This window comes from Sphaerisporangium sp. NPDC051011, from assembly GCF_040653595.1.
GTDB lineage: Bacteria > Actinomycetota > Actinomycetes > Streptosporangiales > Streptosporangiaceae > Sphaerisporangium.
The window spans coordinates 675,912-695,605 of record NZ_JBFAGG010000001.1 but is presented as its reverse complement, the minus strand read 5'-3'; the positions used below and the strand labels follow the sequence as shown (position 1 = coordinate 695,605).

Genomic DNA, 19,694 nt, shown 5'->3' with positions numbered 1-19,694 from the left:
CGCCGGAGCGGGGAGGTAGAACGGAGACGGGTCCCGAGGGTCAGGAGGTCGGCGGTGCGGCAGCTCAGCGCGCTCGACGCGCAGTTCCTCAACTTCGAGAGCGACACGAACGTCGCCAACGTCGCGGGGCTGTCGATCCTCGACGGCGACGTGGCGCGCGACGACCTGCTCAAGCTCGTCGAGGAACGCTCGGCGCTGGTCGCGCCGCTGCGGCAGCGGCTGGTACAGGTGCCGCTCGGCCTCGACCACCCGTACTGGGCGCAGGACGAGGCCCTCGACCTGGACTACCACGTGCGGGAGATCGGCCTGCCGGCGCCGGGCAGCGACCGGCAGCTCGCCGCGCAGGTCGCCCGGCTGCACGCGCGGCGGCTGGACCGGCGCCACCCGCTGTGGGAGATGTACCTGATCCACGGCCTGGCAGGCGGACGTACCGCGCTCTACGTCAAGATGCACCACGCGGCCATCGACGGCATGGGCGGCGCCGACGTGCTGGCGGCGTTCATGGACATCGAGCCCCACCCGCCGCGCCGCGAGCCCGAGCACCCCGCCGAGCCCGACCGCGCCCCCGAGACGGCCGAGATGATCGCCAGGACGGCGGGCAGGCTGGTCGCCAACCCCGCGTACCTGCTGCGGTTCCTGGTCGAGGCGGTGCCGCACCTGGACGAGATCCCGATCATCTCCCGGCTGCCCGGCGCGGTGCCGGTGTCCCGGGCGACCCGGCGGCTGACCCGGTGGATCGGCCGGGGAGCGGGGGAGGAGGTGCCGGGGCTGCCCAGGCTCGCGGTGCCGCGCACCCCGTTCAACGGCCCGGTGTCCCCGCACCGGCGCTTCGCCTTCACCGAACTGCCGCTGGACGAGGTGAAGCGGGTCAAGAACGCCTTCGGGTACACGGTCAACGACGTGGTGATGACGCTGGTGTCGACCGCGGTGCGCCGCTGGCTGATCGACCACGACGCGCTGCCCGCCGAGCCGCTGGTGGCCGGAGTGCCGTTCTCGCTGCGCGAGGACGCGCGGGCCCCGGGCAACCAGGTCACCCTCATGATCACCTCGCTGGACACGCAGATCGAGGGCCCGCGCGAGCGCCTGGAGGCCGTGCACGAGGCGATGGGCCGCATCAAGGACCGCTTCAACCTGGCGCCCGCCCGCTGGCTGCGCACCCTCAGCGAGAGCATGCCCGCGGCGCTGACCGGGCTCGCCCACCGCGCGGCCTTCGGCCTGGCGGCGCAGACCACCCCGGCGATCAACCTGATGGTCTCCAACGTGCCGGGCCCGCAGATCCCGCTGTACGTGTGCGGGCGGCGGCTGCTCGCGCAGTACCCCGTCTCGGTCGTCACCGACGCCAGCGGGGGGATCAACGTCACCGCGTTCTCCTACGACGGGCGGATCGACGTGGGCATCGTCGCCGACCGGGCGATGGTGCCCGACGTCTGGTCCCTCACGACCTACCTGCACGACGCGCTGGAGGAGCTGAAGGCCCTCATCTGAGGGGTCCCGTCACCGGGCGGGCCGAGTCTGACGGAATCCGCTCACCGGGCGGGCCGCGTCCGGCGGGATCCGTTCACCGGGCGAGGCCGAGCAGGATCTCCATCCAGAGCCGGTCCGCCTCGCGGTGACGCATGCGCGCGGTCTCGTGGTCCACGCCGGACTGCTTGTCCGCGCGCCGGACGTACGCGCGGCCGCCGCCCACCACCAGGTAGTAGACCCGTGTCCGGCACTCGCACGTCCACCGCAGGATGCGGGGCCGGGTTTCCGCGTTCATGGGCGGGTGCCAGACGATGCGCCGGGAGCCGTCGCGCGGTTTGGGGACGTGCGGGCCGTGGTCGGCGTGCCCCGAGGACGCGGTCAGCGCCGTCACCGGCCGCCCTCCATGCGCAGGGCGATCAGCGCCGAGAGCCGCTCGGGGGTGGGGGCGTGGACGAGCCGGGCCTCCAGCCAGGGGCCGCAGGCGTACCAGGTGCGGCCCGAGGACCACACGCGCCAGCCGGGGTGGGCGGTCCGCAGCGCCTCGACCTCGGCTGCGGTCTCGTCGTCCCGGCAGGGGCCGTCCGCAGAGAGGGCGCCGGGAGCGGGGCCGTCCGTGGAGGGGACGGCGGGAGTGGGGCCGTCCGTGGAAGGGGCGGAGGGGGAGGGGGTGTCCGCGGAGGCGGGCACTTCTGGCATTTCTGGTGCCTCGGGTGCGTACCCGCACCAGCCCGGCGGCTCCGGGGCGGGCCGCGCCGCCGGGGCCGGTGCGCACGGCACGGGGGCGCGGGTGCGGAAGAGGCGGGCGCGGCAGGCGGTGAGATAGGGGAGAACCCCGGCCATCCAGACCCCTTAGCGGCTACAGCAATCGGTTGACATATACGACAATGGCGAGACGATAAGGTGCGTGTCAACCAGGTGACCCCATCTGGAACCCCCGGCAGATCGGAACGCAGGCACGTGTCTGGCCACGCCTACGAGCACATCGCGGCCGAACTGCGTGGCGCGATCCTCGACGGTGGCCTGCCACCGGGCGCCCGCCTTCCCCGGCACGCAGACCTCGCCCGGCAGTACGGCGTGTCCGAGATCGTCGTCCGGCAGGCGATCGACGCCCTGAAGAACGCGGGACTGGTCGAGACCCGCGGGCGCGGCGGCACCTGGGTGCGCGAGCGGCCTCTCGTGCGCCGCATCTCCTCCCAGCGCTACCTCGCCGACCTCGGGCCGCAGACGGTCCGGCAGACCTCCTTCACCCGCGACCAGGGCATCACCTGGGAGCAGTACCGCCTCGACACCGCCTACCGGTGGATCGACGCCGACGAGCGACTGGCGGGCCTGTTCGGCGTCGCGCCCGGCACGCGCGTCCTCGAACGGCACTTCGTCTTCTACGCGGCGGGCGTGCCGTCCCAGGTGTCGCGGCCGTGCCTGCTGGCGGCCGACGTCGAGGGCACGCCGGTGGCCGACCCGAAGAACGAGCCGTGGCCCGGCGGGACGATCAACCAGTTGCGCACGCTCGGCATCGAGGTGGACGACATCACCGAGTCGGTGGCGACGCGCATGCCCACCCCGTCGGAGGCGCGGACGCTGCGGATCGCGCAGGGCGTCCCGGTGTTCGCGATCACCCGGGTGATGTACGCGGCCGGGCGGGCGGTCGAGGTCGCCGACCCGATCGTGATCCCGGGCGACCGGGCGATCCTCGACTACCGGATCCCGCTGCGCCCCCTGTCCTGACGCGGCCCCCGCACAGGTTGGAACGTCAGGGGGCCGGGGAGTGAATGTTAGGGACTTTGCGTATTAGTACGCCGGGGGGCGGATCTCGGGAGCGGAGCGTCGTAGAGTGCCGAGCATGGAGTTCACGCGATTCGCCAGGTTTAGCATGGTTTGCACCATCGACCATCTGGCCACGTCGGCCGGGCTCACCATGCTGAACCGGGGCGGTTCCGCCGCCGACGCGGCCATCGCCGCCAACGCCGTCCTCGCCGTGACCGCGCCGCACGCCTGCGGCCTCGGCGGCGACCTGTTCGCGCTGGTCCACGACGGCGAGGGTACGCCGCGCACGCTCAACGCGTCCGGCCGGTCGGGATCCGGCGCCGACCCGGACCGGCTGCGCGCGGAGGGGCACGAGCGCATGCCGTTCCAGCACGACATCAGATCGGTCACCGTGCCGGGCTGCGCCGACGGCTGGCTCGCCCTGCACGCGCGCTACGGACGGCTGCCGCTGGACGAACTCCTCGCCCCCGCGATCCGGTACGCCGACTCGGGCTTCCCCGCGTCGCCGCTGCTCGCCCCGGCGGCCGCGGTGCTGCCCGGCGTGGACGCCCCGGTCGCGCCGGGCACGCCGCTGCGGCGGCCGGGCGTCGCACGGGCGCTCAGCGCGCTCGGCGCCGACGGGCGTGACGGCTTCTACCTCGGCGAGTTCGGCGCGGGCCTGCTCGCGCTCGGCCGTGACCCCGCGGTGGGCGGCACCGCCGCAGGAGAGTACTCCGAGGGCGACCTCGCCCGCGTGAACGCCGACTGGGTCGAGCCCATCGCCGTCCGCGCGTTCGGGCACGACGTGTGGACGGTGCCGCCGAACTCCCAGGGCTACACGCTGCTGCTGGCGCTCGCCATCGCCGACGGGCTCGACCTGCCGCGCGATCCGGCGGACCCGCTGTGGGCGCACCTGCTGGCCGAGGCCGCCCGGGCCGCCGGGCACGACCGTCCCGACGTGCTGTACGACGGGGCGTCCGTGGACGAGGTGCTCGCCTCGGCCGGCGAGCGCCGTGAGGGCGTCGACCCGTCGCGCCGCGCCCGGCTCCGGGACCTGATCGCGCCGGGCGACACGACGTACCTGTGCGCCGTCGACTCCGGGGGCATGGGCGTGTCCCTCATCCAGTCCAACGCGGCGGGCTTCGGCAGCATGCTGTTCGAGCCGGCCACGGGGATCAACCTGCACAACCGGGGCCTGGGGTTCTCGCTGACCCAGGGGCACCCGGCGGAGTACGGGCCCGCGCGGCGCCCGCCGCACACCCTGGCCCCCGCGCTGGTGACGCGGCCCGACGGCTCGCTGCGCGCCGTGCTCGGCACCATGGGCGGCGACTCCCAGCCGCAGATCCTGCTGCAGGTGATCGCCCGCCTGCTGGCCTCCGGCCAGACGCCCGGCGAGGCCATTCGCGCGCCCCGCTGGCGGCTCGGCCCCGGCGACAACGGCTTCGACGCGTGGGTCGACCCCGACGGGGCGACCCTGGACGTGGAGGACGGCGCACCATGGGCCTCGGACCTGCGTGAACGCGGGCACGATGTGCGGCACCTGCCCTACGGCGGCTCCTTCGGCCACGCCCACCTCATCGAGTCACGCCCCGACGGCACGCTGGCCGGCGCCGCCGACCCCAGAGCCGTGATCTCCAGCGCCGCGGGCTACTGAGCCCCAGAGCCCCCCGCGTCCTCGCAGGGCGGGGGCCTTGGAAGATTCTCGCCGGAATCTTTCGCGGCGCGGGGAACAATCACGCGGAGGGTGTGGTTACATGTCTCGTGGCTGATGTGTCTGGTGTCCCCGGGCCTCATCTATAGCCTTCGCGGAATACCGTTCGGCTGGAGCCGCGTTGAGCCTTTCGCCGAGAGGCGACCCGCACATCGGTCCACAGCGTGAAGGCCCCGCCGGGATTTTCCCGGCGGGGCTTCGCGCGTTCCGGCAGCTCACCACGCTCAAGCACCTGGTGGGGATGCTCGCCGCCACGCGGGCGTGACCGCGCCCGGGCGCCGCGATGCGGGGCGTCCGGGCGCGGTGATCGCGCGGACCCGGGTCAGGCGCCCGAGTACACGCGGTGGACGAACTCGGCCAGCTTGTCGTCCGGCAGTTCCTTGGCCAGGTCGGCCTCGCTGATCATGCCGACGAGGCGGCGGTTCTCCAGCACGGGGATCCGCTTGACCTGGTGCTGTTCCATCGTGGTCAGCGTGTCGTCGATGCTGGTCGCGCCGTCGACCCAGACCAGCCCCTCAGCCAGTTCCCCCGCCGTGGTCCGGTCAAGGTCCTTGTCCTCGGCACAGCAGTGGACGACGAGGTCCCGGTCGGTGATGATCCCCTTGAGGCGGTCGTCGCCCCCGCAGATCGGCAGCGCGCCGACGTTCAGGTCGCGCATCATCCGCGCGGCGGTGCGGAGGCTGTCGTTCTCGCCGATGCACTGGGCCCCCGGGTGCATCACGTCATGCGCCGTCCGTGCGGCTCTCGGTGTGCTCATCGGTGCCCCCTCGATCGATTGACTCCTTCGCACGACCCCTACCCGGATTGCCCTATTTGAGGGGTAATGCGATGTTTAAACCTCGGGTGGCACCGCCCCCCGTCAGAGGTTTCCCGCGAAGATCGGTGGCACCCGGTCCCGCCACGGCGCGGCCTCCTCCAGGCGGGCGGCGACCCGGAACAGCAGGTCCTCCCGGCCGTACGGGGCGACGAACTGGACGCCGACCGGCAGGCCGCCGCTCGTCCGCCCCAGGGGAAGGCTGATCGCGGGCTGTCCCGTGACGTTGAACACCACCGTGAACGGGCCGTACGCGAACATCGACTCCAGCCAGGTGCGGAAGGTGTGCGCCGGGTCGTCGTACCGCAGGGTGCCGTGCGGGGCGGGCGGCTGCCCCAGCGTCGGGGTGACCAGCAGGTCGTACTCTGTGAAGAACGCCCCCACCGACCGGCTCACCCGGTTCTGCGCGTCGAACGCCCCCATCAGCTCCAGCGCGGTCATCTCGCCCGCCTCCAGGAGGATGCGCCGGGTGACCGCCTCCAGCAGCGACGGGTCCAGGCGCCGCGGGGCGGTCACCAGCGGGTGGGCGGCGGAGGCCGCGCCGAGCGCCACCATGGCCCGCAGCACGTCCTCCCAGTCGATGGCCGGGCTCGCCTCCGTCACCTCGTGGCCCATCTCGGAGAGCAGCCCGCACGCCTCGGCCGTCACCGCCGCGACCTCCGGGTCCACGGCCACGCCCGACCAGGCGCGCGTCGTCACCGCCACGCGCAGCCTGCCCGGATCCGCCCCGACCTCCTCGGCGTACGGACGCGACGGCGGGGGCGCGGTGTACTTGTCGCCCACGCCGGGGCCCTGGATCGCGTCCAGGAGGTGCGCCGAGTCACGGACGGTGCGGCTCAGCGCCGTCTCGCAGACCATGCCGAAGAACGCCTCGCCGGTGTCGGGGCCGGACGGCGTGCGCCCGCGGCTCGGCTTCAGGCCGACCAGGCCGCAGCACGACGCCGGGACCCGCGCCGAGCCGGCGCCGTCGTTGCCGTGCGCCACGGGGACGGCGCCCGCCGCCACCAGCGCCGCCGCGCCGCCGCTCGACCCGCCGACGCCGCGCGCGAGGTCCCACGGATTGCGGGCGGGCCCGTGCTTGACCGGCTCGGTCGAGAAGCTGAGGCCCATCTCGGGTACGGTCGTGACGCCCAGGGTGACCAGGCCGGCGGCCCGGAACCGCGTCATCAGGTCGTTGTCGTGGCGGGCCGGGACGTGGCGCAGGGCGCGGCTGCCCAGGCCGAACGGCACCCCTTCGGCCATCGGCTGACTGTCCTTGATCAGGAACGGCACACCGGCGAGCGGCCCGTCGGGCGCGTGGGCGAGCGCCGGGGTGAACAGCGGCAGCGCGAGGCCGTTGACCTCGGTGTTCGCCTTCTGAAGGGCGTCGCGGGCGGCGGCCTCGACCTCGGTGGCGGTGACCTCGCCCGTCCGGATCAGGTCTCTGAGCCCGATGGCGTCGTACCCGGCGTACTCGTGCGGCTTCACGCTCGTCTCCCTGTCGCTCGGATGCGGGAGGCCGGTCCGTCACCATCCATGCCGCTCCCCGCGCGAGAACAGTCCTACTCGCAGGCCCGTGCGCGATTCCACTGATTTTCCCCGGGGCGCCAGGGGGCGTTGCGGTGACGTGGCGTCACGGACGGGCGGGCGCCGGCCGATGGCGGGCGCCGGGCGATGTAACCACGAGGCCGCTGCCGGACCTAATGAAGACGAAGGCAGAAACGATCTCGGGTTGGAGTCTCGTTGGAGCGATTTCGTGGGTGATGAAGCTGAACGGTTCACGATGCTGTTCCGGCGGCATCATCGGCACGTGCTGGCGTACGTGCTGCGCCGGGCCGACGAGGCACAGGCGGAAGACGTGGTGGCCGAGACGTTCACGGCGGCATGGCGCCACATCGATCGCCTGCCGGAGGATCCCCTGCCCTGGCTCTACCGGACGGCGCACAACTGCCTGAGCAACAACCGCCGTTCGGCGCGGCGCCGAGAGCGCCTCGTAGACCGCCTGACGGGACACCACCAAGTCGTGCCCGACCACGCGTCCAGCGTGGTCGAGGAGGTACGCCTGCGAAAGGCGTTGTGGCGGCTGTCACCCGGCGAGCGCGAGGCGCTGATGCTGATCAGCTGGGAGGGGCTGGACCATCGCACAGCCGCATACGTGGCCGGCTGTTCGGTCTCGGCTTTCAAGGTTCGCCTGCACCGGGCCCGCAAACGGCTGGCCGGTCTGCTCGCCAACGACCACACGCCCGTAGGGGAGGCCATCCGATGAACGACTTGGATACGCTGCTGGCCGCCGCCAACCCGGTGGACGCGGCCGATCTGTCCTACGGCCCGCGACAGGAGATGCTGCTGCGGAGCATCATCGACGAACCGGCTCCCCGCCCGATTGCGGGATTCGGTGCACGGCCCCGGTGGACGTTCTCGGCCATCGCCGCGGCGGTGGCCACCGCACAGGACGATGGCCGGTTCCCGACCTCGCCTGCGCGTGCTCCCGGGCGGCCGTCGCACGTCCGATGGGTGCTGCCTGTGGCCGTCGCGGCCGCGATGGTCACCTTGGTGACGGCGATCACCGTGACGGTGCAGGGCCGTGGCGCTCGGTATCCGGTGGCCGACGGCACCGCTCCCGCAGGGACTCCGCTCTTCTACGCCGCTTCCGTCCTCACCGAGCGCCGCACGGTCAAGGGCAAGGTCGTCTCGTCCGACTTCGAGGCCGCACGTTGGGGCGTTTACGACAGCAGAACCGGCAAGCGGACCGCAGATCTTCCGGACCTGGTGGACAGCCATGTCGCGGGTCTGGGTGACGGCCGTACCTTCTTCATCGCAGGGCGTGACAGGCGGAATCCCAAGACGAGGATCGCACCGACGAAGTTCATCAGGGTCACGCTGACAGCCGACGGGCGGATCGCTGAGCAGGTGCCCCTGCCGCTCTCCGGAACCATCGGCAGCGAGAACATCGTCGTCCTGGCCGCCTCACCGGAGGGGCGCAGGCTGGCCTTCAGCGTCCAGGTGCGGGAACCTGACTGCAAGCTGCCCTGCTCGCGATACGCGGAGGTGCGGGTGGTGGATGTCGGGACCGGGAAGATGCGCCGCTGGCGCAGCCCCAACGCGAAGTCCATCCAAGACATGTCCTGGGCAGGGGACGGTGGTTCAGTGGTGTTCACCCTGTTCGGGGAGGCGATCGGCGACCGTCAGGTGAGGGTGCTGGACATTCCGCCGGACGGGTCGATTTCGAGCCGAGTCCTCGTCACCGATGCCGCGACGCCCGTCGCCGGAAGGCCCGGCGCGTCCACTTTCGTGATGGGCCTGGCCAGGACGGAGCAGAGCACCCGGCTCGCGGAGTTCTCGACGACCACGGGTAAGCGGGTGCTCGACTGGAAGGTCGAGGGTTGGTTCAATCCACTGGCGTTCGACTCGACGGGACGGGTACTGCTGGGGTGGACACGGCCGGGGAAACTGGTCCGGGTGGACGGTGAGCGGCTGGTACCGATCGCGATGCCTGAGCTCCCGAAGGGCAAGCACCTGAATGTGGCCTGGTGAGTGAGGAGCGGACCCCACGGATCTCGCGGCGGTGCCGCTCGATCGTCCGGCCCGACCGTTCGTACAGGCCCATTGCAGTTCTTGACAGCACCTCTACTGCGTGCGCAGGCCCACGTAGCGGCCCCGAGCCGCGCCGGTTGCCTTGCGACGCCGGACAATGAATCAGGACATATCCCCATTTCTGGGTCGTCGGCCTGGAGGCCGTCAGCCCTTGAGGAGGCAGAAGGGGTGGCCGGCGGGGTCGGCGAAGACGCGCCAGCCGTGGGGGTCGGTGTGGAGGAGCGTCGCGCCGAGGGTGAGGAGTCGTTCCTGGGCGGTGTCCAGGTCGGGGACGTCGATGTCCAGGTGGAACTGCTGCGGGTGGGCGGGGTCGGGCCAGCGCGGGGGGCGGTGGTCCTTCGCGCGCTGGAACGCGAGCACGAGGCCGCCTTCGGTATGGAGCGTCGCGAAGTCGTCGTCCACCCCCCAGCGGCGGTCAGGCCGGTTGACCTCGCCGCCGAGGACCGCCTGGTAGAACCGCGCGAGCTCGAGGACGTCCGGACAGTCCAGAACCACGCACTGCAACCTGCCGATCATCGAACGCCTCCTTCTGGGCCCGGCGCGGAGAACGGGGAGCGCGGCGGGCCGGCCGCACCGACCCTAGTCGTCCTCGCCCCCGGACAGGTCGGCCGGGGGAGAAGCGCACTCCCTGGTCGTCGGCGCACTCGGCGGTCGCATTCCCGTGATCCCTGGCCCGCGCACCTCTCCCCGGTGTGGCGCGGCGGCAAGGTTCCTCCAAGCCAGGCAGATCAGGCAGGCGGCTACATGCGCCGGTGGACGGCGTGCATCCGGACGGTCGCGGGCAGCCGGTCGGTCTCCAGGGACCGGCGCAGCCGCGCCACCGCCCCGTTGATGCCCTGCCGGGCCACGGCGGGATCGGCCTGGTCGGGCAGGACGACGACGATCGCGAGGCGCGGGTCGGACGGTGCGCCCGCGAGCGAGGCGCGCGCCCGCTCCCCGCCCACGTGCTCGGCGAGATCGTCCTCCAGCGCCCCGGCGGCGGCGCCCGCGGAGACGCGGGTCGTGCCGTGGGAGGGGTCGGGCTCCAGTTCGAGGGTGCGCAGCGTGTCGAGACGCCCCTGCACCAGCAGCCAGTACAGCGCGAGCAGCGCGACGACCAGCGAGCCCGCGATCACGGCCGGCCACAACCACGGGCGGCCGGCGGGGAAGCCCGCGACCTCGGGGGGGATCAGCGGGGCGTTGGGGGACCCGAGCAGGCCGAGCGCGCGTACGAGCGTGACGGCGCCCGCGAGGGCCAGGAGCAGGCCGACGAGGACCAGGCCGACGCGGTTGGCGGCAGCGGGACGGTGTTTCACGCGCTCACTTCCCTCCGTGCGTGACGTCGACGTGGACCCGCATGGGCTTGAGCGGCCGCAGCGCGTCCAGTCGCCCGCCCACGGCCTCGGTGATCTCGCCGGGAAGGTCCCCCGGGTCGCGCAGCGGCGTCACCGCCTGGACGTGCACGACACGGCGCCGCAGCTTGACGCGCGCCCGGGACACGCCGTCCACGGCCGTGGCGACGGTGGCGAGGTGGCGGCGCAGCCCCCTCTCGGTGATGCCGGTGACGGTACTCGGATCGTCGGAGGCCAGCGGCACGACCCGGGTGCGGCCGGGCACGAGGGCCAGCCCGAGCAGGAACAGCCCGACGACGACCGCCGCGCCGGCCACCGCCAGGTGCGCCGGGTCGTCCACGGGCCCGGCCCCGAAGTCGGCGAACGACGTCCACGGCACGGTCCGCATGTTGGCGCCCGTCGCCGCCGCGACGGCTCCGATCAGGGTCACCAGGGCGGCCAGGGCGAGCAGCAGGGCGGTGACGGTCGCCGGGACCGTCCGGCGAGGACGGAACGCCCGCGCCGCGGCCCGCCGCTGGGCACCCTCGCGCGGCGGCGGCCGGCCCGTCTCGTGCTCGCCCTCCACGGGAGCGACGCCCGCGTCGCCCGGCCCCGGCCAGGCGGCGGTGGGATGGTCCGGCGTGATCCCGTGCTCCGGCCAGGTCACCGCAGGTGCCTTTCGTCCGGGGGTGGCTGGACGAAGCGCGTGACCTGCACGTCCACCTGCCGGGCCTCCAGGCCGGTCAGTTCGTGGACGCGGGCCATGACGGTGTCGCGCACCCGGCGCGCGAGCCCGCGCACCGGCTCCCCGTAGGTCGCCGACATCGCCACCCGCACGATCGCCACGCGTCCCTCGGCGTGCGCGGTGACCCGGGGGGCGGTGTCGTGCGCGTCGCGGCCGAGCGGCAGGCCGAGCACGCGCGGGGCTATCCCGCCGGCGTGCTCCACCTCGGCGACCGCGTGGGCGGCGACGCGTTCCAGGACGCGGTCGGCGATATCGGTGCGTCCGCGCACCTCCGGCGGCGCGGTGACGTGCGGGGCCCCGTACGGCGTGGCCGCGCCGGTGCTCATGGACGTCTCCGGCCGCGCAGGCCGCTCATGTCGAGTTCGCCGGTCATGGCGCGGCCGATCAGGTAGCCCACCACGCCGAGGACGAGCACGATGAGGAACGCCGTCAGGCCGCCCACGACGACGGCGAAGCCCAGGGCGGTGCCGAACAGCAGGCCGATCGCCGGCCACCAGCGGTTTTCATCCATCTCGCTCACCTTCCCCTGCCGGCCTTGTCGTTTCTGGCGGCGTGGTCGTGGTCCCGGCGGTGCCGGAGGGCTCGCCGGGCTCGCCGGTCTCGGTCGTCTCGGTGACCTCGGCGATGTCGTCGATGCGCACGTCCACCGGCAGCCCCGGCACGAGCGGCTCGACGACGTCGCGGACCTCGTCGGCGATCTCGGGCATCGGCCTTCCGTACCGCACGACGACCGCGACCTCGACCTCGGTGTCGTGGACCGCCACTCCCGTCACCCGGTGGCCGGGCAGGTACGAGGCCGGCCCGCCCCCGGCCAGCGAGTCGACGTCGGGGCAGGAGGCAACGGCCTCGGCGATCCGGTCGGCGAGCCGCTCGGGGTCGCCGGTCCGTCCGGTCTCGGTGGTGGACGTCATCGGACCCGCGCCTCCTGCTGCTCGGAGGAGACCTCCTCACCCGGAAGGTGCAGGTCCTCCACGGCGATGTTGACCTCGGTCACCTCCAGGCCGCACATGTTCTCGACGGCCTCGATGACGTTGCGGCGGACGGCCGCGGCGACCTCCGGGATCGCCACCCCGTACTCGACGATCAGGTCCAGGTCGATCGCGGCCTGGCGTTCTCCCGCCTCGACCGCCACGCCCTGGGTGGCGGGGCCCGGGCCGCCGATCAGGCGCTCGCGGACGACGCCGAGGGCCCGGGACATGCCGGCGCCGAGCGCGTGGATCCCCTGGACATCGCGCGCGGCCATCGCAGCGATCTTGGCGACCACCGTCTCGGCGATCCTGGTCCTGCCCCGCTCGGTCACGAGCTCCGCGGACCCGTGTCCCCGCGTCTGCACGGTGTCGGACGTCTGGCGGGGCGCCTCACTCCTCTGTGCGCTCACCTCGGTGTCCTCCGTTCCAGCAGGTCCCCCTGCGGCGCCGACTAGGCCGAATAGGAAGGCACAACCGGCGTGATCGGAGACGTACCCTGGGCGAGGGTAAATTAAGGGCATTTTATGGCCCAATGTCGGTTTTCTGATGGGGTGTCGCACGCCCCGGCGGCGACAGGGTCCTCCCATCGGCCCATCAGGTCCCGGTACAGCGGCGACCCGGCGATCATCTCCTCGTGCGTGCCCAGCCGCGCCCGGACGCCGTCCATCACCAGCACCCGCCGTGCCCGCAGCGCCGAGGTGAGGCGGTGCGCGATGACGATCAGCGTGCCCTCGCGGGCGGCGAACGCCTCCTCCGCCCGGGCCTCGGCGGCCGGGTCCAGATGGCAGGTGGCCTCGTCCAGCAGGACCAGGCGCGCGGGGGACAGGTACGCGCGGGTGAGGGCGATGAGCTGCCGTTCCCCCGAGGACAGCTCGGACGGGTCCACCACGGCCTCGTACCCGCCGATCCGCCCCGCCAGCTCCGCCATGCCGACCGCCTCCACGGCCCCGTCCAGGACGGAGTCCGTCGCGGCGCCGCCCGCCGCGAGGTAGGCCAGGTTCTCGCGCAGCGTCCCGCGGAAGACGTACGCCTCCTGCGGGATGAGGACGCGCGCCCGGCGCAGGGACTCCGGGCCGAGCGACTCCACGGGGACGCCCCCGAGCAGCACGCGCCCGTGCGCGGGCCGCAGGATCCCCGCCGCGAGGGCCGCCACGGTGGACTTGCCGATGCCACTCGGCCCCACGACGGCCAGGTGGTCCCCCTCCGGCACGGTCAGGTTCAGGTCCGACACCACCGGCTCGGCGTCCGGCCCGTACGCGAACGTCACCCCGCGCAACCGCAGCGGCGCCCCGGCCGCGCCCCGGGACGTCGCGAGGGAGGCCGTGGCGGGGTACGCCGTGATCTCCCGCCCGCCCCGGGAACCGGCCGGCGGCCCAGCGCCGGTCGCCAGGATGCGTTCCAGCGCCACCACCAGCCGCACGCCGTTCACCCCGACCCCCTGGACGAGACTGCCGAGCGCGGGCGTCAGCGACTGCGCCACGTACGTCAGCGTGCCGAGGATCACCCCGGCGGTCGCGCCGTCCCGTACCAGGCTCGGGGTGGCGACCAGGACCAGGAGGATGGGCAGCCATCCGCCGACGGCGAGGGAGAGCGTGCGCACGGCGGTGAGCCGGGCGAGCGCCTTGGCGATCCCGGCCTGACGGGCGACGTCCCGCCCGACGGCGGCCTCCACGCGGTCCTCCGCGCCGCACGCCGTGACGTCGCGCAGCGCGTCCACCATGGACGCCAGCGAGGACGCGGTGCCCTCCTCGGCGAGGATCAGCCGCCGCTGCAGCCGGGCCATGGCGGGCAGCGACGCCGAGAACAGCGCCAGCCCCGCGACCAGCGGCGCCAGCACCAGCGGCAGCACCCCGTCCGTCAACGTGAGCACGCCGAGCACGACCCCGGCGACCGAGAACAGGAACGACCTGCTGACGGCGATCACGGCGGCGAAGGAGTCGCGGGCGAGCTCCACCTGGCGGCCGAGCCGGGCGACGGCGGCGCTGTCCGGCCGCAGGCCCGAGCTCGCCGACCGGTGCAGCGTCCCGGCGACGACGTGGCGCAGCAGCGCGTCGCGGAACGGCTCGACGATGTGGGCGACGGCCAGGAGCACCTGGCGGGCGCCGATCGCGGCGGTCAGCCAGGCTGCGGCCATCAGCATCAGCCAGCCGAGGCCGGCGACCGGGCGCCCGGCGGCGAACCCGTCGTCCAGCGCGTGCGCGATGGCCTGGCCGGACACGAACGAGGGCGCGGCCTCGGCGAACGACCAGCCGAACAGCCGCACCAGGTCGCGGGGCCGCCGCCGCGCCGCCCCCCACAACAGCTCGCGGATCCTCATCCTCGCTCCACCGCCGCGGCGTCCCGGACCGCGTCCGGCGACGTGGAGGCCTTCGCGGGCCGCGGGCCGTCCGGTGGCGTCCCTCCCGGGGGACGGCCGGGCGGGTCGCCGACCTGGAACACCGCCCGGTACGCGGGGTCCGCCCACAGGGTCTCGTGGGAGCCCCGCCCGCGGATCCGCCCGTCCTCCAGCCACACGACCAGGTCCGCGCGCGCCGCCGTCCCCGCGCGGTGGGCGACGATCACCCGCGTGCGGTCGCGCAGTTCCTCGGTGAGCGCCCGCGCCACCTGGTACTCGGTGACCGTGTCCAGGCTGGACGTCGCGTCGTCCAGGATCAGCAGCCGCCCGCCGTGCGCGAACGCCCGGGCCAGCCCCACCCGCTGCCGCTCCCCGCCCGACATGGGCGCCTCGTCCACGGGTGTGTCGTACGCGCGGGGGAGCCTGCGGACGAACGCGTCGGCCGCGGCGGCCCGGGCGGCGTCCGTCACGCCCCGGTCCGTCATGCCCGCGTCCGTCATGCCCCCGCCCCTCACGGCTGTGTCCGTCACCGTCCCGTCCGTCATGGTCGCGTCCGGGCCGCCGGCGGCGATGGCCTCGCGCAGGGTGCCGCCGAAGAGCACGGGCCGCTCGAAGGCGTACCCGACGGCCCGGCGCAGGGCCGGGCGGGCGAGCCGGGGGAGCGGCACCCCGTCGAGCAGGACCTCGCCGCGGCCGGGGTCGAGCATGCGCCCGGCGACGGCCGCCAGGGCCGACTTGCCGCTGCCCGACCGGCCGACCACCGCCAGTACGGCCCCCGCGGGCACCACCAGGTCGATGTCGCGCAGCACGGCCCGCCCGTCGGCATGGACGGTGTGGACGGTGACGTCCCGCAGTTCCAGCCGCCCGCCCTTCCCGGCCGCGCCGGGCAGTTCGCCGGTGCCGTACGCGGGGGCGGGATGGTCGAGCACCTGCCGTACCCGCCGGGCGGCCGAGCGCGCACGCGCCAGCCGGTTCAGGTACCCGAGCGCCGAGCCGATGCCGGCGCCGAGCACGGCGTACCGGGCCGCCGCGAACAGCTCCCCGGCCGTCAGCTCGCCCGCCGCCAGCAGCAGCCCGCCGACCCCGATCACCGCGGTCTCCAGCAGCGGGACGACGATGGCCGCCTGCACGCCCGCGCGGGCGTTGACGCGCCACAGGGCCATGCCATGGGTACGCAGGCGCGGCAGGGGGGCGAGGACGCGGCGGACCTCCTGGTCCTCGGTTCCGGCGGCGGCGATGGTGCGCGCGCCCGCCAGCGCGTCGATCAGCCGGGACGCGATGTCGCTCTGCGCCTCCTGGTAACCCCCCGAGACGGCGGTGGTCTCGCGCAGGAAGGCCCGCAGCACCAGCAGGATCACGGCCAGGCCCGCGGTGAACGCCACGGCGAGCCAGGGATCGATGAGCGCCAGCGCGACCAGCGATCCGGCGGCCGGCACGAGCAGGGACACGGCGGTGATCACGGCCTCGGGCGCGGCGCCGACCTCCTCGGCGTTCGCCCCGGCGCGGGTGACCAGGTCGCCGGGCGGGAAGCGGCGCGACATCGCGGGGCCGCCGGCGAGGATGTGCCGGACCAGCCGCCCGCGCAGCAGGCGCGCCGCCTGCGCGCCGCCCGAGCCGGACGCCAGCACCCCCACCGCGTCGCAGGCGACGACCGCCGCCACGAGCGAGGCGCACACGAGGAGCACGCCGGTGACGTCACCGCCGGGAGAGACGAGGACGTCCACCGCGCGGCCCAGCGCACCGGGGAGCAGCAGCTCGACCACGGCGCCGACCGGCGCGGCCACGGCGTAGACGTAGGGCCATCCGCCGCTGCGGCGGACCATCTCCAGCAGGAGCCCGTCGGCCCGGCGTTCCGCCGAGGCCTCGGACGGAGCCGTGGTTTCCGCCATCGCCAAGGTTTCCCCTCGAAGAGTCCAGGGAATGGACAAGCCTGGAGCGGCCGTGCAGGGCCGCCCCAGGCTTCAGCCCGCGAGTCAGTTGCCGCAGAGGATGCTGAGGCTGCTGTTCTCGTGGGGGGTGCACCCCAGCAGGCTGAGGTTGCTGCCGCCGCCGCCGTGGCCGCCGCCGGGGAGTTCCATGTCCTGCAGGTCGAGAAGCGCCATGGGGATCACGCCCTTTCTTTGATCTTTCGGGGTTCAGGGGTATCGCGGGGTCCCGCGAGCGGAACGTCAGTTGCCGCAGAGGATGCTGAGGCTGCTGTTCTCGTGGGGGGTGCACCCCAAGAGGCTGAGGTTGCTGCCGCCGCCGCCGTGGCCGCCGCCGGGGAGCTCCATGTCCTGGAGGTCCAGGAGCGCCATGTCACGTCACCTCCTTCCCGTGCTGGGAGCCGTCCGCCGACCCGGCGGGGGTGCCGGGCGGGGAGATGAGGGGCAGGGACACCGGCCGGTCGTGCAGCACGGTGCCGAGCGCGAGGACCACACCGGCGGTGCCGGTGCCGAGGTCCATCGAGAGCCGGAGCAACTGGTTGCCCGGGAAGGCCAGCCCGCCGCCGTACGGCATCGCGTGCCAGGCCAGCCGCGCCACCTGGGCGGCCACCTCGGGTGAGGAGCGGCCGACGCCCGGGACGAGGCCGAGGGCCAGCGCGGCGATCATTCCGGCCCGCCCGGAGAACAGGCCGGACTGGACGTAGTAGTCGAGGGTGGCGACGGGGCCGATGTCCGCAAGCGCCCGCCGGAACGTCTCGTCCTCGCGCCGGTCGAGGTACCGGCGCAGCACCAGCCCGATGCCGGCCGAGCCCTCGTCCACGTACGGGTTCGTGCGCCAGCCCTGCTGGACCTGGAGCTGGCCGTCCTCGCGGCGCGTGCACCGGCGCAGGTCCTGCCGCAGGGCCACGCTCGCGAGGTCGAGCAGCGCGTCCTCGCCGGTGGCGTCGTACGCTTCGAGGAACAGCAGTGCCGGGCCGGAGGATCCGCGCATCAGCCCGGCGTGCGGGTTGCCGCCGCCGCTGACCTCGGGCACGCTCTCGACGGTGCCGAGCCGCCCGGCGACCAGGTCGACGATCGTGTACGCGGCGTCCAGCAGCTCGCGTTCCCCGGTCGTACGGCCGAGGTGCAGCAGGTTCAGCCCGATGCCGGACAGCCCGGCGTACAGGCTCTGGCCGAGTTGCTCCCACCTCTCCCGCAGGCAGAGGGTGACCAGTTCCAGGGCGTCCTCGCGGCGGCCGAGCGCGTCGAAGGCGTAGGCCACGCCGTGCAGGCCGTCGTAGAAGCCGAGGCCGGTGCCGGGTTCGGGGGCGAACGCCCGCTCGCGCAGCCACTTCTCGTGCTCGGGGTGGCGCCCCGCGCCGGTCGCGGCCAGCGCGTACAGGACGCCCGCCGCGCCGCTGCCCAGGTTGAGCCCGCCGCCCGGCTGGAACTGCGCGGCGTCGCCGGGGAACAGCCGGTCGTCGCGCTCGGGGGTGGCGGAGGCGAGGATGGCCCGGCGGGCGGCGTCCCGCATGTCCTTCCAGGACGCCCTGCCCGGCAGCGGCAGCTCCTCCATCGCCCGCGAGCCCGGCCGCCCTCTCCCGGCGGCCGTGCTCCCCGAGTCGTCGGAGTCGCCGAGGATCGTCCGGACGGCCTCCTCGACGTAGTCGCCCGGCACCGGGAAGGTCTCGCGCACCAGCGCGGCGAGGTGGGTCACCTTGGGCCGGTGCAGGGGGATGAGCACCGTGGACATCGGGGCGAACAGGCTCAGGCGCATGCATGCCAGCGAGTACCGGTCGGCCGCCACGCCGAGCCGGTCGGGCGGCGGGCAGAAGCCGGGGTGCGCGAGCGTCGGCCGGGCGTTCCTCTCCGCCAGGCTGGCGACCTCGAAGTCGATCAGCACGACGCGGTCGCCCTCGACCAGGACGTTGAAGGGGTGCAGGTCGCCGAAGACGACGCCGCGCCCGTGCAGCGAGGTGACGGCGCGGTCGACGCGGTCCAGCATGGCGAGCGCCCACTCGGTGTACTCGGCGGCGTCCTCGGCGGTGATGGTCGCGCGGGTCAGGGGGTGGCGGTGGATCGACTCCTGGCTGAGCGTGGTGCCGTCCACGAACTCCTGGACGAGGAAGTGGTGCTCGCCGAGCTCGAAGTAGTCGCGCAGCGCGGGCACCGCGTCCAGCCCGTCGAGCCGGCGCAGGATCTCGGCCTCGTGCCGGAGGCGGGCCACCGCGTCGCGCCCGGCCGCGTCCAGCCCGGCGTACGGCCTGGCCTCCTTGAGGACGACCGTCTCGCCCGTGCGCGTGTCCGTGCCCTTGTAGACGCCGCCGCCGTTGGAGAAGTGCAGCACGTCCTCGACGGTGTACGGCAGGCCGGTGAGCGTGACCGCGTTGCGGGCGGCCAGGTGGGGCTCCAGGAAGGCGGGCAGCGTCACCCAGGACGGGGGCGAGAAGGACGGGCCGCGCCGGTCGGGCACGAGCTCGCCGCCGGGGTTCTCGATCGCGAGGACGCGGTCGCGGTCGGCGTTCAGGGTGTAGCGCTCGGCGAAGCCGCCGTAGCGGACGAACAGCGGGCCCTCGCCGACGCGCAGGTCGCTGAGGATGTACGGGCCGCGCACGCCGCGTAGCAGGCCGTCCAGTTCCTTGACCACGAGCTCCAGCTCGGCCTCGTCGGCGGGGTAGATGGTGACCAGCTTGCCGCTGCTGCCCCGGTCGGCGTACTTGGAGTTGAGCATCGTCACGACGCGCGGCCCGCGCAGGAATTTGAAGCTGAGCCGGCGGCCGACGCAGTAGTCCCAGACGGTGTCCAGCGTCCGCTCGGCGTCGGCCAGGCGGGCGGAGACGTGGATCTTCCATCCCTGGGCCGGGAGCACGTCCTCCTCGGGCCCGTAGTGCAGCCACGTGTCCGTCACGCGGTGACGCCAGCCGGGGGGAACCTTTCTGTCCGCTATGGGAAAATCGGGGTACTTTGTCCGCTGGTTGTCAAGGGTGTCGTAAAACAGTGGATCGGCCAAGCAATAGATCTCGTATCTGCTGATCACGTTCCACACCCCTCTCACCGCTGCTCGCCGCACGATCGCTGGGATGAGAATTACGGATAACCCCAGCGATGGCTAGTGACGCTGCCCACA

The 19,694-nt window shown here is 73.7% G+C and carries 22 protein-coding genes; 6 read left to right on the top strand and 16 right to left on the bottom strand.

Annotation, left to right across the window (positions count from 1 at the left end; all coding sequences use genetic code 11):
* The first annotated feature begins 54 nt into the window (after nucleotides 1-54).
* Nucleotides 55-1,485: a wax ester/triacylglycerol synthase family O-acyltransferase gene (locus AB0H21_RS03075; RefSeq protein WP_358510753.1), complete on the top strand. Its 1,431-nt coding sequence runs from the start codon at nucleotides 55-57 to the stop codon at nucleotides 1,483-1,485.
* A 73-nt stretch (nucleotides 1,486-1,558) separates the two neighbouring features.
* Here AB0H21_RS03075 and AB0H21_RS03070 read toward each other — a convergent pair whose 3' ends face one another.
* On the bottom strand, nucleotides 1,559-1,855 hold the full coding sequence (locus tag AB0H21_RS03070; protein WP_358510750.1) for a hypothetical protein: 297 nt from the start codon (nucleotides 1,853-1,855) through the stop codon (nucleotides 1,559-1,561).
* A complete protein-coding gene (locus tag AB0H21_RS03065; protein WP_358510748.1) occupies nucleotides 1,852-2,304 on the bottom strand; it encodes a hypothetical protein in 453 nt (150 codons plus the stop codon). The genes AB0H21_RS03070 and AB0H21_RS03065 overlap by 4 nt, the downstream gene beginning before the upstream one ends.
* 117 nt (nucleotides 2,305-2,421) lie before the next feature.
* Between AB0H21_RS03065 and AB0H21_RS03060 the strand changes: the two genes are divergently transcribed.
* The 3 genes from AB0H21_RS03060 to AB0H21_RS03050 all read left to right on the top strand — a co-directional run bounded on the left by AB0H21_RS03060 (nucleotide 2,422) and on the right by AB0H21_RS03050 (nucleotide 5,183).
* Nucleotides 2,422-3,189 carry a GntR family transcriptional regulator gene (locus AB0H21_RS03060; protein ID WP_358510745.1) on the top strand — a complete coding sequence of 256 codons (768 nt, stop codon included), beginning with the start codon at nucleotides 2,422-2,424 and terminating at the stop codon, nucleotides 3,187-3,189.
* Nucleotides 3,190-3,304: 115 nt separating this feature from the next.
* On the top strand, nucleotides 3,305-4,861 hold the full coding sequence (locus AB0H21_RS03055; protein WP_358510742.1) for a gamma-glutamyltransferase: 1,557 nt from the start codon (nucleotides 3,305-3,307) through the stop codon (nucleotides 4,859-4,861).
* 178 nt (nucleotides 4,862-5,039) lie between these two features.
* The gene (locus AB0H21_RS03050; RefSeq protein ID WP_358510739.1) at nucleotides 5,040-5,183 is read left to right on the top strand and encodes a hypothetical protein; all 144 of its coding nucleotides are present in this window, start codon (nucleotides 5,040-5,042) and stop codon (nucleotides 5,181-5,183) included.
* Nucleotides 5,184-5,240: 57 nt separating this feature from the next.
* On the opposite strand, the gene AB0H21_RS03045 is transcribed toward AB0H21_RS03050, so the two are convergent.
* The gene (locus AB0H21_RS03045) at nucleotides 5,241-5,675 is read right to left on the bottom strand and encodes a CBS domain-containing protein (protein ID WP_358510736.1); all 435 of its coding nucleotides are present in this window, start codon (nucleotides 5,673-5,675) and stop codon (nucleotides 5,241-5,243) included.
* A 102-nt stretch (nucleotides 5,676-5,777) separates the two neighbouring features.
* The gene (locus tag AB0H21_RS03040; protein WP_358510733.1) at nucleotides 5,778-7,199 is read right to left on the bottom strand and encodes an amidase family protein; all 1,422 of its coding nucleotides are present in this window, start codon (nucleotides 7,197-7,199) and stop codon (nucleotides 5,778-5,780) included.
* 268 nt (nucleotides 7,200-7,467) lie between these two features.
* Between AB0H21_RS03040 and AB0H21_RS03035 the strand changes: the two genes are divergently transcribed.
* The gene (locus AB0H21_RS03035) at nucleotides 7,468-7,977 is read left to right on the top strand and encodes an RNA polymerase sigma factor (protein ID WP_358510730.1); all 510 of its coding nucleotides are present in this window, start codon (nucleotides 7,468-7,470) and stop codon (nucleotides 7,975-7,977) included.
* Entirely contained in the window at nucleotides 7,974-9,245 is a 1,272-nt protein-coding gene (locus tag AB0H21_RS03030; protein ID WP_358510727.1) for a hypothetical protein, read from the top strand. Before AB0H21_RS03035 ends, AB0H21_RS03030 begins: the two co-directional genes overlap by 4 nt.
* Before the next feature lie 204 nt (nucleotides 9,246-9,449).
* Here the strand turns inward: AB0H21_RS03030 and AB0H21_RS03025 are convergent, their stop codons facing one another.
* The 12 genes from AB0H21_RS03025 to lanKC form a co-directional block, all read right to left on the bottom strand.
* The gene (locus tag AB0H21_RS03025; RefSeq protein ID WP_358510724.1) at nucleotides 9,450-9,821 is read right to left on the bottom strand and encodes a VOC family protein; all 372 of its coding nucleotides are present in this window, start codon (nucleotides 9,819-9,821) and stop codon (nucleotides 9,450-9,452) included.
* A gap of 224 nt (nucleotides 9,822-10,045) precedes the next feature.
* Nucleotides 10,046-10,600 carry an alkaline shock response membrane anchor protein AmaP gene (locus AB0H21_RS03020; protein ID WP_358510721.1) on the bottom strand — a complete coding sequence of 185 codons (555 nt, stop codon included), beginning with the start codon at nucleotides 10,598-10,600 and terminating at the stop codon, nucleotides 10,046-10,048.
* A gap of 4 nt (nucleotides 10,601-10,604) precedes the next feature.
* A complete protein-coding gene (locus AB0H21_RS03015) occupies nucleotides 10,605-11,282 on the bottom strand; it encodes a DUF6286 domain-containing protein (RefSeq protein WP_358510718.1) in 678 nt (225 codons plus the stop codon).
* Nucleotides 11,279-11,686 carry an Asp23/Gls24 family envelope stress response protein gene (locus tag AB0H21_RS03010; protein WP_358510715.1) on the bottom strand — a complete coding sequence of 136 codons (408 nt, stop codon included), beginning with the start codon at nucleotides 11,684-11,686 and terminating at the stop codon, nucleotides 11,279-11,281. The genes AB0H21_RS03015 and AB0H21_RS03010 overlap by 4 nt, the downstream gene beginning before the upstream one ends.
* Nucleotides 11,683-11,871 carry a DUF2273 domain-containing protein gene (locus AB0H21_RS03005; RefSeq protein WP_358510713.1) on the bottom strand — a complete coding sequence of 63 codons (189 nt, stop codon included), beginning with the start codon at nucleotides 11,869-11,871 and terminating at the stop codon, nucleotides 11,683-11,685. Before AB0H21_RS03005 ends, AB0H21_RS03010 begins: the two co-directional genes overlap by 4 nt.
* Nucleotides 11,864-12,271: a hypothetical protein gene (locus tag AB0H21_RS03000; RefSeq protein ID WP_358510710.1), complete on the bottom strand. Its 408-nt coding sequence runs from the start codon at nucleotides 12,269-12,271 to the stop codon at nucleotides 11,864-11,866. The genes AB0H21_RS03005 and AB0H21_RS03000 overlap by 8 nt, the downstream gene beginning before the upstream one ends.
* Nucleotides 12,268-12,738 (bottom strand): Asp23/Gls24 family envelope stress response protein, encoded by a 471-nt coding sequence (locus tag AB0H21_RS02995; RefSeq protein WP_358510707.1) that lies wholly within the window; start codon nucleotides 12,736-12,738, stop codon nucleotides 12,268-12,270. Before AB0H21_RS02995 ends, AB0H21_RS03000 begins: the two co-directional genes overlap by 4 nt.
* 101 nt (nucleotides 12,739-12,839) lie before the next feature.
* Nucleotides 12,840-14,645 (bottom strand): ABC transporter ATP-binding protein, encoded by a 1,806-nt coding sequence (locus AB0H21_RS02990; RefSeq protein WP_358510704.1) that lies wholly within the window; start codon nucleotides 14,643-14,645, stop codon nucleotides 12,840-12,842.
* The gene (locus AB0H21_RS02985; protein ID WP_358510701.1) at nucleotides 14,642-16,552 is read right to left on the bottom strand and encodes an ABC transporter ATP-binding protein; all 1,911 of its coding nucleotides are present in this window, start codon (nucleotides 16,550-16,552) and stop codon (nucleotides 14,642-14,644) included. The genes AB0H21_RS02990 and AB0H21_RS02985 overlap by 4 nt, the downstream gene beginning before the upstream one ends.
* Nucleotides 16,553-16,636: 84 nt before the next feature.
* Nucleotides 16,637-16,765, bottom strand: coding sequence for a SapB/AmfS family lanthipeptide (locus AB0H21_RS02980; RefSeq protein WP_358510698.1), 129 nt, complete (start codon nucleotides 16,763-16,765; stop codon nucleotides 16,637-16,639).
* A gap of 66 nt (nucleotides 16,766-16,831) precedes the next feature.
* Nucleotides 16,832-16,960, bottom strand: a complete 129-nt coding sequence (locus AB0H21_RS02975) for a SapB/AmfS family lanthipeptide (RefSeq protein WP_358510698.1) — start codon at nucleotides 16,958-16,960, stop codon at nucleotides 16,832-16,834.
* A 1-nt stretch (nucleotide 16,961) separates the two neighbouring features.
* Complete coding sequence (lanKC, locus tag AB0H21_RS02970; RefSeq protein WP_358510695.1) at nucleotides 16,962-19,604, bottom strand: class III lanthionine synthetase LanKC; 2,643 nt, start codon at nucleotides 19,602-19,604, stop codon at nucleotides 16,962-16,964.
* Nucleotides 19,605-19,694: the final 90 nt, after the last annotated feature.